Annotated in this window: 14 protein-coding genes; 6 read left to right on the forward strand and 8 right to left on the reverse strand. The window is 51.9% G+C overall.

Annotation, left to right across the window (positions count from 1 at the left end):
- Window positions 1–267: 267 nt before the first annotated feature.
- The 5 genes from cysG to tsgA form a co-directional block, all read right to left on the reverse strand.
- Window positions 268–1,641 (reverse strand): siroheme synthase CysG, encoded by a 1,374-nt coding sequence (gene cysG, locus WES_RS19040; RefSeq protein WP_016159519.1) that lies wholly within the window; start codon window positions 1,639–1,641, stop codon window positions 268–270.
- A gap of 18 nt (window positions 1,642–1,659) precedes the next feature.
- The gene (gene nirC / locus WES_RS19035) at window positions 1,660–2,466 is read right to left on the reverse strand and encodes a nitrite transporter NirC (protein ID WP_000493563.1); all 807 of its coding nucleotides are present in this window, start codon (window positions 2,464–2,466) and stop codon (window positions 1,660–1,662) included.
- Between the two features lie 124 nt (window positions 2,467–2,590).
- The gene (nirD, locus tag WES_RS19030) at window positions 2,591–2,917 is read right to left on the reverse strand and encodes a nitrite reductase small subunit NirD (RefSeq protein WP_000084764.1); all 327 of its coding nucleotides are present in this window, start codon (window positions 2,915–2,917) and stop codon (window positions 2,591–2,593) included.
- Window positions 2,914–5,457, reverse strand: a complete 2,544-nt coding sequence (gene nirB, locus WES_RS19025; protein WP_000049233.1) for an NADPH-nitrite reductase large subunit — start codon at window positions 5,455–5,457, stop codon at window positions 2,914–2,916. The genes nirD and nirB overlap by 4 nt, the downstream gene beginning before the upstream one ends.
- A 260-nt stretch (window positions 5,458–5,717) precedes the next feature.
- Window positions 5,718–6,899 (reverse strand): MFS transporter TsgA, encoded by a 1,182-nt coding sequence (gene tsgA / locus WES_RS19020; RefSeq protein WP_000185241.1) that lies wholly within the window; start codon window positions 6,897–6,899, stop codon window positions 5,718–5,720.
- A 264-nt stretch (window positions 6,900–7,163) separates the two neighbouring features.
- Here tsgA and ppiA point away from each other — a divergent pair, with 264 nt between their 5' ends.
- From ppiA to argD, 5 genes are all read left to right on the forward strand, one after another.
- Window positions 7,164–7,736: a peptidylprolyl isomerase A gene (ppiA, locus tag WES_RS19015; RefSeq protein ID WP_000477213.1), complete on the forward strand. Its 573-nt coding sequence runs from the start codon at window positions 7,164–7,166 to the stop codon at window positions 7,734–7,736.
- Between the two features lie 104 nt (window positions 7,737–7,840).
- Window positions 7,841–8,008 carry a YhfG family protein gene (locus WES_RS19010; RefSeq protein WP_000736855.1) on the forward strand — a complete coding sequence of 56 codons (168 nt, stop codon included), beginning with the start codon at window positions 7,841–7,843 and terminating at the stop codon, window positions 8,006–8,008.
- The gene (locus tag WES_RS19005; protein ID WP_001280620.1) at window positions 7,998–8,600 is read left to right on the forward strand and encodes a putative adenosine monophosphate-protein transferase Fic; all 603 of its coding nucleotides are present in this window, start codon (window positions 7,998–8,000) and stop codon (window positions 8,598–8,600) included. The genes WES_RS19010 and WES_RS19005 overlap by 11 nt, the downstream gene beginning before the upstream one ends.
- Before the next feature lie 31 nt (window positions 8,601–8,631).
- The gene (gene pabA / locus WES_RS19000; RefSeq protein WP_016159516.1) at window positions 8,632–9,195 is read left to right on the forward strand and encodes an aminodeoxychorismate synthase component 2; all 564 of its coding nucleotides are present in this window, start codon (window positions 8,632–8,634) and stop codon (window positions 9,193–9,195) included.
- An 85-nt stretch (window positions 9,196–9,280) separates the two neighbouring features.
- Window positions 9,281–10,501: a bifunctional acetylornithine/succinyldiaminopimelate transaminase gene (gene argD, locus WES_RS18995; RefSeq protein WP_016159515.1), complete on the forward strand. Its 1,221-nt coding sequence runs from the start codon at window positions 9,281–9,283 to the stop codon at window positions 10,499–10,501.
- Between the two features lie 91 nt (window positions 10,502–10,592).
- Here the strand turns inward: argD and WES_RS18990 are convergent, their stop codons facing one another.
- Both WES_RS18990 and crp read right to left on the reverse strand, forming a co-directional pair.
- Entirely contained in the window at window positions 10,593–12,683 is a 2,091-nt protein-coding gene (locus tag WES_RS18990; RefSeq protein WP_016159514.1) for a YccS/YhfK family putative transporter, read from the reverse strand.
- Between the two features lie 50 nt (window positions 12,684–12,733).
- Complete coding sequence (gene crp, locus WES_RS18985; RefSeq protein WP_000242755.1) at window positions 12,734–13,366, reverse strand: cAMP-activated global transcriptional regulator CRP; 633 nt, start codon at window positions 13,364–13,366, stop codon at window positions 12,734–12,736.
- Between the two features lie 301 nt (window positions 13,367–13,667).
- Here crp and WES_RS18980 point away from each other — a divergent pair, with 301 nt between their 5' ends.
- Entirely contained in the window at window positions 13,668–14,072 is a 405-nt protein-coding gene (locus WES_RS18980; protein WP_001148908.1) for an OsmC family protein, read from the forward strand.
- Between the two features lie 54 nt (window positions 14,073–14,126).
- Here WES_RS18980 and WES_RS18975 read toward each other — a convergent pair whose 3' ends face one another.
- Window positions 14,127–14,996 carry a phosphoribulokinase gene (locus WES_RS18975; RefSeq protein ID WP_001274700.1) on the reverse strand — a complete coding sequence of 290 codons (870 nt, stop codon included), beginning with the start codon at window positions 14,994–14,996 and terminating at the stop codon, window positions 14,127–14,129.
- Window positions 14,997–15,049: the final 53 nt, after the last annotated feature.

Here is a 15,049-nt window from a genome sequence, read left to right on the forward strand (position 1 = left end):
ATGTAAAATATATCGAGTAATATTCATTAATTATGTGAATATAAGCAAGCTGCTCGTTAGAAACAATACAGGAATATCTATTACACGTCAGTGTGTGGACTATTAATATTTCGATTATATTTGTAAGCCACTGTAACTGTGGGTGGTTGTTAAAAAACAAATTGGTTAAAAAGTTGTTTTATGTCTGCTGAAGATAAAAATTAATATGATGATTATTGTGAATAAAAAAGGTCGGAAATATCCGACCTTGATTAAAATTTTATTTAATTAATGGTTTGAGAACCAGTTTAATTTGTCGCGCAGACCAACGACCCGGCCAATAATAATCAAAGACGGACTGTTCATTTGCTGCGCCAGCTCGCCCAACTGTGCGAGCGTACCGTCAATCACGCGTTGCGTTACTGCCGTACCGTTTTCGACAATCGCCACTGGCATTTCGCCTGGCATTCCGTGTTCAATCAATTTTTGCTGAATAGTCGCAGCCTGATTCAGCCCCATATAGAACACCAGCGTCTGTTTTTCTGCTGCCAGGTTTTCCCAGTCCAGCTCACCACCGGTTTTTAAGTGTCCGGTAATTAAGCGTACGCTCTGAGCATAATCGCGATGCGTAAGTGGAATACCCGAATAGGCAGAGCAACCGGAAGCTGCGGTAATACCCGGAACCACCGAGAACGGAATGCCCGCGTTGCACAGTGTTTCCAGCTCTTCGCCACCACGTCCGAAAATAAACGGATCGCCGCCTTTCAGACGCACCACGCGTTTGCCTTTTTGCGCTTCCCGCAACAGGATCTGGTTAATCTCTTCTTGCGGTACGCAGTGGTATCCCGCGCGTTTGCCGACAAAAACGCGATCAGCATCGCGGCGTACCAGATTCATAATATCGTCAGAAACCAGACGGTCGTAGACCACCACATCTGCCTGCTGAATTTGTTGCAGACCTTTCAGCGTCAGTAGCCCGGCATCGCCAGGGCCGGCGCCAACCAGCACCACTTCACCGCGATGGTCGAGCGGCTCGTTGATTAACTGTTCGGTCGTTTCAGTAATGGCTTTCTGATCGTTATTCGCCAGCGACTGCGCCAGGCGGTCGTTAACGAACAATTTTTCCCAGAAACGGCGACGCTCGCCCATCGTGGCGAACTTTTGTTTCACCCGACCGCGTAACTGCCCGGCATATTTCGCTACCTGGCCCAGATGCAACGGCAGCAGTGATTCGAGTTTTTCGCGCAGCAGGCGCGCCAGAACCGGAGATGTACCGCCAGAGGAGACCGCTACCATTAGCGGTGAGCGGTCAATAATCGACGGCATAATGAAGCTGGCGGCTTTTGGCGCATCGACCACGTTACAGAAGATGCGGCGAGATTCAGCGGCTTCGCTGACGCGCTGGTTAAGCGCGTCATCATCCGTCGCGGCAATCGCCAGCCAGCAGGTGTCGAGAAGGCTTTCATCAAATGGCCCTTCGACGAGGGTTAACATGCCTGCATCTGCCCATGCGGTGAACTGTGGAATAAACGCCAATGCATTCACCGTTAAGCGAGCGCCTGCGTCTAACAGCAACCTTGCTTTGCGTTCCGCAACATCACCACCGCCGACAATCAGACAGTCGCGATCGCGTAATTGGCAAAATATAGGCAAATGATCCACGTAAAAACCCCTTACTGATTAACCTGCAGCCGTTTCAGTTTGATTAAATTTGTCCGCAACCGGACGATTCGCTTTCGGCGTAGCATACCAATAACCCAATCCCATGAATACGGCACCCGATAAAGTATTACCCAGCGTCACCCACAGCAGGTTATGACCAATACCCGCCAGCGTGTAGGCTTCGCTGTGGTTGCCAAACCAGGAGAGGGCGAACAGCGTCATGTTAGCGATGGAGTGCTCGTAGCCGGACGCGATAAATGCCAGCAGACACCACCAGATAGCGATAAATTTCGCCGCACCTTCAGTGCGCAGCGCCATCCAGATTGCAAGGCAAACCAGCCAGTTACACAATGCGCCTTTGAAGAACAGTACCATTGCCGGTGCAGTGGTTTTAGCCAGCGCGACGGAGTGAACGATGCTGGTATCTACCGGCAGCAGGCTACCGCCGCCCCAGCTATAAAGCATGGCAACAAAGACGGAACCGACCAGGTTACCCAGCCAGGTTTGCGGCAGGATTGCCCACATTTGCCCGTGGCTGATGGTGCCCGCTTTCACCCCAAAGGTGAGGAACATGGTGTGTCCGGTGAACAGTTCAGAACCGGCGATAATGACCAGCGTTAAGGCGATACCAAAGGTCGCGCCCATCACCAGAGGACGAACAGATGGATCGAGCAGGTTACCGAGCGTGAAAATCAGGATGATCCCAAGACCCACATACGCGCCCGCCATTGCAGAGCTGACCCAGAAGCCGAGCGGGTTATTTGCCGACAGGCGTGCAATGCGCGCAGCGTTAGCCGCACACTTATTAATAGTGTCTGTAAACATTTGATTATCCTTTAAAAATAAAAACAAAAAATAAAACAAAAAGTTTAAAAAATGCCCTGCAATATACCGAAGGTCATTACAGGACAATGCAAAAAGGGGAGGCATTGCGCCTCCCGTTAAAACATTAACCGCGCAGTTGTACCACGCCGTCTTTCACTCGCGCTTCGTAATGCTTGACGGAAAACTGTTCGTCTTCCATGCACAAACCGTCGCTTAAGCGAAAACGCTGTTTTTTCAGTGGACTGGCAACCCACAGCTCGCCCTGGTGTTCCGCAATCAGCCCGCGTGACAGCACGCTGGATTCGAAGAACGGATCGATGTTGCTGATCGCAAACACCTGGTCGCTGTGATACGGGCGGAAAATGGCTACCTGCTCGTCACCTAACAGCGCGCAGACGCCGGTTTCAGGCAGGATGTCATCGATTTTGCAGATGTCTTTCCACTGGCTCATGCGTTGTCCTCCACCAGAGTTACCGGGATACGTTCATACGGCGTTGCCGGACGGTGCTGTTCGCGCTCTGGCACCATCTGCACGTTCGGGTCACGCTTATCGCTGTTGATGAAGTGTTTGAAGCGAGTCTGCGCAGACGGCGTATTTACCGTTTCAGTCCACTCACACACTACCGCTTCACGCAGGCGCGCCATCTCTTCTTCCAGATGTGCATTCAGCCCCAGTTTGTCGTCAATGATCACCGCTTTCAGGTAATCAATACCGCCTTCGAGGTTTTCTAACCACGGCGCGGTACGCGTCAGTTTGTCGGCGGTACGGATGTAGAACATCATGAAACGGTCGAGATATTTGATCAGCGTTTCGCGATCGATATCCGCCGCCAGCAGATCCGCATGACGCGGTTTCATGCCGCCGTTACCGCAAACGTACAGGTTCCAGCCTTTTTCGGTGGCGATGATACCCACGTCTTTACCCTGAGCTTCTGAACATTCACGGGTACAGCCAGAGACACCAAACTTCATTTTGTGCGGAGTACGGATGCCTTTGTAGCGGTTTTCCAGTTCCACGCCGAGGCCGACGCTGTCGCCAACGCCGTAGCGGCACCAGGTGCTACCCACGCAGGTTTTCGCCATACGCAGTGCTTTCGCATAGGCATGACCGGTTTCGAAGCCGGCTTCAATCAGCTGACGCCAGATCTCCGGCAGATCGTCTTTCTGTGCGCCAAACATTGCCAGACGCTGGGAGCCGGTGATTTTGGTGTAGAGATTAAATTCACGCGCGATACGACCCACTGCCATCAGTCCTTCCGGGGTGATTTCACCGCCCGGAGAACGCGGGATCACCGAGTAGGTGCCGTCTTTCTGGATGTTAGCGAGGAAGTTGTCGTTAGAATCCTGCAGCGGAGTATGTTCCGGCTTCAGAATGTATTCGTTCCAGCAGGAGGCCAGCAGCGAACCGACGGTCGGTTTACAAACTTCACAACCGTAGCCTTTGCCGTGTTTCGCCAGCAGTTCTTCGAAGGTTTTAATGCCTTCAACGCGGATCAAATGGAACAGTTCCTGACGCGAATAAGCAAAGTGTTCGCACAGGTTGTTGTTAACTTCGATACCCTGTTTCGCCAGTTCCGCATTCAGTACCTGAGTTACCAGTGGGATACAGCCGCCGCAGCCAGTACCGGCTTTGGTTTCGGCTTTCAGCGCCGCAACGGTGTGGCAGCCTTTGTTGATAGCAGCAATCAGGTCGCCTTTGGTGACGTCGAAGCAGGAACAGATTTGCGCGCTGTCCGGCAGTTTATCAACACCGATAGACGGCTTACCGCTACCAGAGTGCGCCGGCAGGATCAGGGAATCCGGGTTTTCTGGCAGTTCGATAGCGTTCAGCACCAGTTGCAGCAGGTTGCCGTAATCGCTGGTATCGCCCACCAGTACCGCACCGAGCAGGGTTTTGTTGTCTTCGCTGACAACCAGGCGTTTGTAGATCTCTTTGCTTTCGTCGAGGTAAACATAGCTACGCGCGCCTGGTGTACGACCATGCGCATCGCCAATACCGCCAACGTCCACGCCCAGCAGTTTCAGCTTGGCGCTAAGGTCAGCGCCTTCAAAGGCGTTTTCGCTACCGAGAATGTGGTCGACGGCGACCTGCGCCATTTTGTAGCCTGGTGCTACCAGACCAAATACACGGTTGTTCCAGCTTGCGCATTCACCGATAGCGTAGATATCCGGATCGGAAGTCTGGCAGGAATCATTGATTACGATACCCCCACGCGGAGCAACGTCCAGACCACACTGGGTTGCCAGCTTATCGCGCGGACGGATACCGGTAGAGAAGACGATAAAGTCAACTTCCAGCTCGCTACCGTCGGCAAAACGCATAGTTTTACGCGCTTCAACACCTTCCTGCACAATCTCAAGGGTATTTTTGCTGGTGTGAACGCGTACGCCCATGCTTTCGATTTTGCGACGTAGCTGCTCGCCGCCCATCTGATCAAGCTGTTCCGCCATCAGCATCGGGGCAAATTCGATAACGTGGGTTTCAATGCCTAAGTTTTTCAGTGCGCCAGCGGCTTCCAGACCTAACAGGCCTCCGCCAACAACGGCACCGCGCTTGCTGCGACGGGCGCAGGATTCAATCGCGTTGAGGTCTTCAATGGTGCGATAAACAAAGCAGTCCTGAGTATCAGAACCTTTGATCGGCGGGATCCACGGGTAGGAACCGGTCGCCATGATCAGCTTGTCATAATAAACGGTACGCCCGGCGCTGGAGTGGATCACCTTTTCCTGACGGTTGATGGTGATAGCGCGTTCGCCGACCAGAACTTTGATGCCGTGTTTCTCGTAAAAGCCTTCGCGCACCAGCGACAGCTCTTCGGCGGTGTGGTGAGAGAAGTAAGACGAGAGGTGTACGCGGTCATAAGCGATGCGCGGTTCTTCACAGAAAACGGTAATATCAAAGTTGGCCGCATCAGATTTATCAAGAAGATCTTCGATAAAGCGATGGCCGACCATACCGTTACCGATAATTGCGAGTCTGACTTTGCTCATTTTTGCCTCGATTTCTTTTCTATTACCGCCTACCTTAACGATTCAGCAACCCCACTTATTGATGCAAATCAAATTCACCTTTATATACTCCTTAAGAGGTATATTGCTGATTTGTATAAATATTCTTAAGTCACGGAATTGTCTGACATTTCATGTTTGTGCAAAAAACAGACAAAATGAAAGCATTTATAGAGATGAAGGCACGTTGCGGGAGATGAGAGGAAAAGCCGGACGACGAAAGTGCCGCCCGGCATTGGTAATTAATGAGAGGTCAGGGTGTTGTGCTGACGGTGACGGCTGACAAAGCCTAACAGGAAGCACATCACGAATACCACAGCGTACAGACCGTTTGCAGTGAGCAGCGCCGCCTGTGGACCGCTATGCTCTACGATCGGACCAGTAACCACAAAGGTCAGCATGGTGCCGATGGTTCCACAGGTGAGTACGAAGTTAACCAGTTTTGGCGACGGCACTTTTGTCTGCTGGGAACCCAGAGTGATGATGGTGGTATAGATTGCGCTGGAGAAGAAGCCCAGAGCAAGAATAGACCACGCCATATGCGCTGGTGTTCCGGTGTTAAAGACATACATCAGAATCGCAGCCAGGCCTGCCAGCACGGTCAGAATACGTTGCAGGTCAAAGAAACGCAGAATAAAGCTGAACGCCCACATGCCGACCATGTACGACATCCAGAAGTTGCTCACCAGCGTACCCGCATCGTTCAGGCTCATGCCCAGACCTTTGGCGTACTCTGGCACCCAGGAGATAAAACCTAACTGACCGAGGATGTAGCACAGCGCAGCAATCGAGAGAAACAGCACGCCGATCCCCCACTTTTCTTTCGCTACCGGAGCGTCAGCTTTTGGCGCATGTTTGCCCAGCGCCGGGAACTCACAGCCGAAGGTCAGAATAAAAATAGCGACGTACACCAGCCCGATGCAGGCATAAACCCAGTACCACTCAATGCTGCGCGCCAGCAGAAATGCGGCGATCATCGGGAAAATCATCCCTGCCATACTGAAGAAGGAGTCGGTAAACAGCAGACGGGAACCGCGCTGGCGCCCTTCATACATTTGCGTTACCAGGAATGTACCAATCGACATGGTGATGCCGCTGACCACCCCAAGGATGAACATCGCCGCCGAGAACAGCGCCAGGCTGTGGCTGAACATCAAACCGGCAACCGCCAGCACCATCAGGAGAAAGCCAAAACGTAACTGCGTTTTCAGCGGGACAATTTCCATCAGCCAGGCGTTGAGGAAGATAGAGATTAAAATGCCGGCATTGAGGAAGGTGAAGGTGTTACTCATACTGGAAACAGGCAGATTGAAATAATCGGCGATATTTCCCATCACCATCCCGGTGACAATAACCAACGCACCGGTCAGTGCGTAGGAAAGAAAGCTAATCCATGTGAGCTTGATGCGATTGCTGTTAGTCATGATTGGCCTGCGTTAAAAGATAAAATGGCATAGTGGATATGCTGCGAGCGGGGGATTTTAGGTGATTTTGTGATCTGATTAAATATTTAATTGCAAACGGTTGCTAATTTGCAATATTTAAAGTGATTCTGATCACAAAATAAAAGTGATCATCAGGTTACATATATTTCAAGTACGTAAAATTAGGTAAAGGAATGGCCTTGTCATTGAAGGCTATTTAGAATCTCTCCACTTGCTTTTTTTCTGCTCTGTTAAGGAAATCTCATGTTCAAATCGACCCTGGCAGCTTTCGTAGCTGTTTTCGCTCTTTCTGCTCTCTCACCCGTAGCAATGGCAGCGAAAGGGGACCCGCACGTATTGTTAACAACCTCTGCTGGTAATATCGAACTGGAGCTGGATAGCCAGAAAGCACCGGTATCAGTGCAAAACTTTGTCGATTATGTGAACAGTGGTTTTTATAACAACACCACCTTTCACCGCGTTATCCCTGGCTTTATGATTCAGGGCGGTGGATTTACCGAGCAGATGCAGCAGAAAAAACCAAATCCGCCAATCAAAAATGAAGCTGATAACGGTCTGCGCAATACGCGCGGCACTATTGCTATGGCGCGTACTGCGGACAAAGACAGCGCAACCAGTCAGTTCTTTATCAACGTGGCCGACAATGCCTTCCTCGACCACGGTCAGCGTGATTTCGGCTACGCCGTCTTTGGTAAAGTGGTGAAAGGTATGGACGTTGCCGATAAGATTTCCCAGGTGCCGACTCATGACGTTGGTCCATACCAGAATGTGCCGTCAAAGCCAGTAGTTATCCTTTCTGCTAAAGTCCTGCCGTAACGATTTCTCGCGCGGGCAATTTTGCCCGCGCTTCTGCTCTTCCGGCGTAACCCGGATTTGCCGCTTATACTTGTGGCAAACGGACACGTTCAGGGAGGCATTAAGTGAAGAAACTCACCGATAAGCAAAAGTCCCGCCTCTGGGAGCTTCAGCGTAATCGTAATTTTCAGGCCAGCCGTCGTCTCGAAGGTGTTGAGATCCCTTTGGTGACACTGACTGCCGCTGAGGCTTTGGTGCGCCTTGAAGAGCTAAGGAGGCACTATGAGCGATAAATTCGGCGAAGGGCGCGACCCGTATCTCTATCCTGGCCTCGATATCATGCGTAATCGGCTGGATATCCGCCAACAGCAGCGGCTGGAGCAGGCGGCTTACGAAATGACGGCGCTGCGTGCCGCGACCATTGAGCTTGGTCCATTGGTGCGTGGTTTACCGCATTTGCGTGCTATTCATCGCCAGCTGTATCAGGATATTTTCGACTGGGCGGGGCAACTGCGTGAAGTCGATATTTATCAGGGGGATACACCGTTCTGCCACTTTGCCTATATTGAAAAAGAGGGCAATGCCCTGATGCAGGATCTGGAGGAAGAAGGTTATCTGGTCGGTCTTGAGAAAGCGAAGTTCGTCGAGCGGCTGGCGCATTACTATTGTGAAATCAATGTCCTGCATCCATTCCGTGCAGGAAGTGGTCTGGCACAGCGGATCTTCTTCGAGCAACTGGCGATTCATGCGGGTTATCAACTGAGCTGGCAGGGTATCGAAAAAGAGACCTGGAATCAGGCTAATCAGAGTGGGGCTATGGGCGATCTCTCTGCGCTGCAGACGATATTTAGCAAAGTGGTAAGCGAAGCCGGGGAATCTGAGTAAAATAGCGCGGTTCTTTCGTACCGGAGCCGCCATGATCCTGCTTATTGATAACTACGATTCTTTCACCTGGAACCTCTACCAGTACTTTTGTGAACTGGGGGCGGATGTGCTGGTTAAGCGCAACGATGCGTTGACGCTGGCGGATATCGACGCCCTAAAGCCGCAGAAAATTGTCATCTCGCCAGGCCCCTGTACGCCCGATGAAGCCGGAATCTCCCTTGAGGTTATCCGCCACTACGCCGGGCGCTTGCCGATTCTTGGCGTCTGCCTCGGTCATCAGGCAATGGCACAGGCATTTGGCGGCAAAGTTGTGCGCGCCGCAAAGGTCATGCACGGCAAAACCTCGCCGATTACACATAACGGTGAGGGCGTATTTCGGGGGCTGGCAAATCCACTTACCGTGACACGCTACCATTCGCTGGTAGTGGAACCTGGCTCATTACCAGCGTGTTTTGAAGTGACTGCCTGGAGTGAAACCCGCGAGATTATGGGGATTCGCCATCGCCAGTGGGATCTGGAAGGGGTGCAGTTCCATCCGGAAAGTATTCTGAGCGAACAAGGACATCAACTGCTGGCTAATTTCCTGCATCGCTGATTTCTGATTGCCATTCAGTGATTTTTTATGCATATTTTGTGATTATAATTTCACATTTATTTATGCGTAACAGGGTGATCATGAGATGGCAATTGAACAAACAGCAATTACACGCGCGACTTTCGATGAAGTGATCCTGCCGATTTATGCTCCGGCAGAGTTCATTCCGGTAAAAGGCCAGGGCAGCCGAATCTGGGATCAGCAAGGCAAGGAGTATGTCGATTTCGCGGGTGGCATTGCAGTTACGGCGTTGGGCCATTGCCATCCTGCGCTGGTGAACGCGTTAAAAACCCAGGGCGAAACTCTGTGGCATATCAGTAACGTTTTCACCAATGAACCGGCGCTGCGTCTTGGGCGCAAACTGATTGAGGCAACGTTTGCCGAACGCGTGGTGTTTATGAACTCCGGCACGGAAGCTAACGAAACCGCCTTTAAACTGGCACGCCATTACGCCTGTGTGCGTCATAGCCCATTCAAAACCAAAATTATTGCCTTCCATAACGCTTTTCATGGTCGCTCGCTGTTTACCGTCTCGGTGGGCGGGCAGCCGAAATATTCCGACGGCTTTGGGCCAAAACCGGCAGACATCATTCACGTTCCCTTTAACGATCTCCACGCAGTGAAAGCAGTGATGGATGATCACACCTGCGCGGTAGTGGTTGAGCCGATTCAGGGCGAGGGCGGCGTGACGGCAGCGACGTCAGAGTTTTTGCGGGGCTTGCGTGAGCTGTGCGATCAGCATCAGGCATTATTGGTGTTTGATGAAGTGCAGTGCGGGATGGGGCGTACCGGCGATCTGTTTGCCTATATGCACTACGGCGTGACGCCGGATATTTTGACCTCAGCGAAAGCGTTAGGCGGCGGCTTCCCGATTAGCGCCATGCTGACCACGGCGGAGATTGCTTCTGCGTTTCATCCTGGTTCTCACGGTTCCACCTACGGCGGTAACCCGCTGGCCTGTGCGGTTGCGGGCGCGGCCTTTGATATCATCAATACCTCTGAAGTGCTGGAAGGCATTCGCGCGAAACGTCAGCGTTTTGTTGATCATTTGCAGAAGATAGATCAGCAGTACGATGTGTTTGGCGATCTTCGCGGTATGGGGTTGTTGATTGGCGCCGAGCTTAAGTCACAGTACAAAGGTCGGGCGCGCGATTTCCTTTATGCGGGCGCAGAGGCTGGCGTAATGGTGCTGAACGCCGGGACAGATGTGATGCGTTTTGCACCATCGCTGGTGGTGGAAGATGCGGATATCGATGAAGGGATGCAGCGTTTTGCCCGCGCGGTGGCGAAGGTGGTTGGGGCGTAATAAGACGTGTCATCGTCGCATCAGGCAAAGCATGTCGGATGCGGCGTAAACGCCTTATCCGACCTACAGTTTGCTTCTGGCAATGATGATATTACGCCTTCGAATCCCGTAACTTCCGGCTCAACCAAATCCCGTGATGCGGTCGCTGCCGCCAGGCCATCGCTGAAATGGTGTGCATTGTATTCAGATGGCCAATAACGCGTTGTAAATGCTGCTCCAGCGTGCCAGACGCGCCTTCGTGTGGCAGCATCTCTGGCGAGTCTATGATATTGGCGTCGCCAGAACTACCCGGTTCATCATATTCCAGGCGCTGCTGACAGCGTTGAATAGCGATTTCACAAGACTGCAAATACTCCTGCGCCAGTTCCGGCGGTAATGTCCGGTGCTCCCGCGCCAGCGTGGTCATGGCATTAATATGCTCAACAATAAACTGACTATGCGTTACCCACAGTTTCATATCTGCCAGATAATGGCTGTTAAACGCCGGTTCCTGCATCGCCTGGTTCAATGAGTTATACAAGGTGTTATGCGCCTGATTAACCCGCATTCGTTGCCAGGCTAGTGGCGTAGGTTGCGGATCTTTACTGAGGATCAGACGAATGGCCTCCTGGTAAGTTTCTAAGGCATCATGGGCGTTCTTGCGCAATAAGCCGCTCTGCCACTGCGGCCACAGCCACACTGTGCCGCCGAAGGCAATCAGACAGCCGATGATAGTATCGATAAGACGGGGGATGATGTACTGCTCACCATTCAGCCATAACAGTTGCAGGGTATATACAGCGGTAATGGTAAAACCGACCGTCGCCCAGCCGTAGTTTTTGCGCAATATCAGGTAACTGGCGAGCGTGGTGAAAAGCATCAGCGTCAGGGTGTAACCCTCAGGGATTTTAAAGTGCAGCGCAACGCCTGCAATAATTAATCCAACCACGGTTCCCACAGAACGATTCACAATCCGCAGGCGAGTCGCGCCGTAGCCATTTTGCGTCACCAGCAATACCGTCATTAGTATCCAATAGGATTTCGGCAGATGCAGCGCGGTGCCCATCAGACTGGCAATGCTTAACATCACACTCAGTCGTCCGGCATTACGCAGTGCTGGCGATTTCAGGGAAATATAGCTTTTCAGCGCCGGGAGTAACGGCATTCGGCGCTGTTTATCTGCCAGTAAGTCACGGGCATAGAGTGGTTTTTGCGTTCGCAGCACGCGGGCGATGCGGCTGAAATGCCAGTAGCAGAATTGCCCCACAGGGTTATCCGGATGTTGGCGGGCGATTTTTTCCAGTGCGCCAATTTGCTTTTCCATCGTAAAACGCGTCGGCAGGCGATGATAAAGAATGTCATCAGCCAGCACGCGCAGGCGAGCGGCGACGGTTTGCGCATTCCAGCGGATAACTTCCTCCGCATGGCTACGCTCGACCAGCTTTTGCACCTCTTCCGGCTGATGCAAACTGACCGAAATGTGTTCCTGTAAATCCAGCGCCTCCTGGAAAATGCGCAGCATCCGCTTGTAATCGGTATTATTTTGCGCGGAAAGCATATGCATTTGCTGATAGCACTGGGTAATTAAATCGACCGCTTTTTGCTGGCGTTCCAGAAGCGGTGGCAACGCTTTCTCAGGATCGGTGTGCTGGGTAAGCAGGCTGTATTTGGCTTCGCAATAATCTGCCAGTTCACGGTACAGCAGGCTAAGGGACTCACGTAGCGGTTGTTCGCGCCAGAGCCAGAACCAAAACCAGTTAAACAGCCCATACCAGAGTGTACCTAACGCATAGATGAGCAACGGTTCCCAGACGGGCATGTATCCCGCCAGACTTAAGGTAAAAATAGCTGCCAGCAGCGATGCGGGAAGTAATTTTGCGTGTAATGGCCCTAACTCGGCAGTAACGCCAAGTATCAACGTTAACCCCGTCAGCAGAAATGGCAGGGGGATATCTTTTTCCAGCAGCAGTTGTGTTAGCAAGCTGCAGGTGGCAAACAGCGACGCACCAATAATTAAACGTTTGAAAAAACGTTTATGGGGAGTATCAAGCCCCGCAATATTGCAACAGGCGGGGACGAGGGAAAAGAGCAGCCCGAGTCTTAATTCGCCAAGCAATAGACCAACGGCCACGGGCAAACATAGCACCAGCGTTTGTCGTAGTGCATAGTTGATATCGGGATGATAAATCAGTCTGCGCCACATCGGGTTAAACAAAATGGCGCGCTACTCAGTAACGCGCCACTCCGACGGGATTAACGAGTGCCGTAAACGACGATGGTTTTACCGTGTGCGGAGATCAGGTTCTGATCTTCCAGCATCTTCAGAATGCGCCCCACAGTTTCACGAGAACAGCCGACAATCTGACCGATTTCCTGACGGGTAATTTTGATTTGCATACCGTCAGGGTGAGTCATGGCATCCGGTTGTTTTGCCAGGTTCAGCAGAGTCTGTGCAATGCGGCCCGTTACATCGAGGAACGCCAGGTTACCCACTTTCTCTGAAGTGACTTGCAGACGACGCGCCATCTGTGCGGAGAGACGCATCAGAATATCCGGGTTTACCTGAATTAATTGGCGGAATTTTTTGTAGGAAATTTCAGCCACTTCACAGGCGGTTTTCGCACGTACCCATGCGCTACGTTCCTGGCCTTCTTCAAACAGGCCCAGTTCGCCAATGAAATCACCCTGATTCAGATAAGAGAGGATCATTTCTTTACCCTCCTCGTCTTTGATCAGCACTGCCACAGAGCCTTTAACGATGTAGTACAGCGTTTCCGCTTTTTCACCCTGGTGAATAAGCGTGCTCTTGGATGGGTACTTATGAATGTGGCAATGAGACAAGAACCATTCGAGAGTCGGGTCTGTTTGCGGTTTGCCAAGCACCATGCGCGGTTATCCTCTGTTATAAGCTTTCTCCAGAGCCAGAAAACGCCGCTGTCTCTGGATTGCCGAAATGTGCTTCCCGCTACCTGGGAAGGGGCTATCAACTGAACTGCACGGTAATGTGACGTCCTTTACATACATGCAGTACATCAATGTATTACTGTAGCATCCTGACTGTTTTAGCATAGCTTTCGCGTTGTGTCTCCTGGTGTCTCGCTTCAGCATGACCCAGGTCGCCTTCCGTTGCGCGATTTGGTCAGTACGCGTACTCTGTCAGGAAAATTGACGCAATGGAGTTTCGATTATGCAAGCGCGTGTGAAGTGGGTCGAAGGGTTAACCTTTCTGGGCGAGTCCGCCTCTGGTCACCAGATTTTAATGGATGGCAACTCTGGCGATAAAGCGCCAAGTCCGATGGAAATGGTGTTGATGGCGGCAGGTGGCTGTAGCGCAATTGATGTGGTTTCTATCCTGCAAAAAGGGCGTCAGGATGTGGTCGATTGTGAAGTAAAATTGACCTCTGAACGCCGCGAAGAGGCACCACGCCTGTTTACGCACATTAATCTGCATTTTATCGTCACCGGTCGTGACCTGAAAGACGCAGCGGTTGCGCGTGCGGTCGATCTCTCAGCCGAGAAGTATTGCTCAGTCGCGTTGATGCTGGAGAAAGCGGTGAATATTACTCACTCGTATGAAGTGGTTGCCGCGTGATTTAACTATCCCGTTGTGAAGCCGGAGAGTATTTTATCCGGCTTAATAGCAGAGTTACTCGATTTTTTTCCCTTCCATCAGTCGTTGCACCAGCGGCAGCATAATTAACTCCATTGCCAGACCCATTTTGCCGCCCGGCACCACTAATGTATTGATGTGGGAAATGAACGAGCCTTGCAGCATCGCCAGCAGCCAGGGGAAATCGATTCCCTCCAGATTACGAAAATGGATTACCACAAAGCTTTCATCCAGCGATGGGATGCCTTTTGCGGCGAAGGGGTTTGAGGTGTCAACGGTGGGGACGCGCTGGAAGTTAATATGGGTGCGAGAAAACTGCGGTGTGATGTAGTTGATATAGTCTTCCATTGAGCGAACTACCGAGTCCATCACCGCTTCTCGCGAGTGCCCGCGCTCGCCGGTATCGCGAATGAGTTTTTGAATCCACTCCAGGTTAACGATAGGCACTACACCAACCAGTAAATCCACATGCTGCGCGACGTTATGTTGTGGTGTGACCACGCCGCCGTGCAAACCTTCATAAAACAGCACATCGGTGGGTTCTGGCAGCGCCTGCCACGGGGTAAACGTACCAGGCACCTGATTCCACGGTACGGCTTCGTCGTAGGTATGCAGATATTTGCGAGATTTCCCTTTGCCGCTCTGGCCGTATTCAATGAAGGTTTGTTCCAGCAGGCCGAAGTCGTTAGCTTCGGGGCCGAAGTAGCTGATATGCCGTCCTGCATCGCGCGCCTTGCGGATCGCCATGTCCATTTCCGGGCGGGTGTAGCGGTGAAAACTGTCGCCTTCTACCTCGGCTGAGCGCAGATTTAACTGCGCGAATATTTTACGAAACGCGAGGCTGGTGGTGGTGGTTCCCGCGCCGCTGGACCCTGTTACTGCAATGACCGGATGTTTGGCAGACATAGTAACTCCATGACCTGGTTATCATTATTATCTCGTCCGCCGACGGTTGCAGG

The sequence above is a fragment of the Escherichia sp. KTE31 genome (assembly GCF_000407925.1).
Lineage (GTDB): Bacteria > Pseudomonadota > Gammaproteobacteria > Enterobacterales > Enterobacteriaceae > Escherichia > Escherichia ruysiae.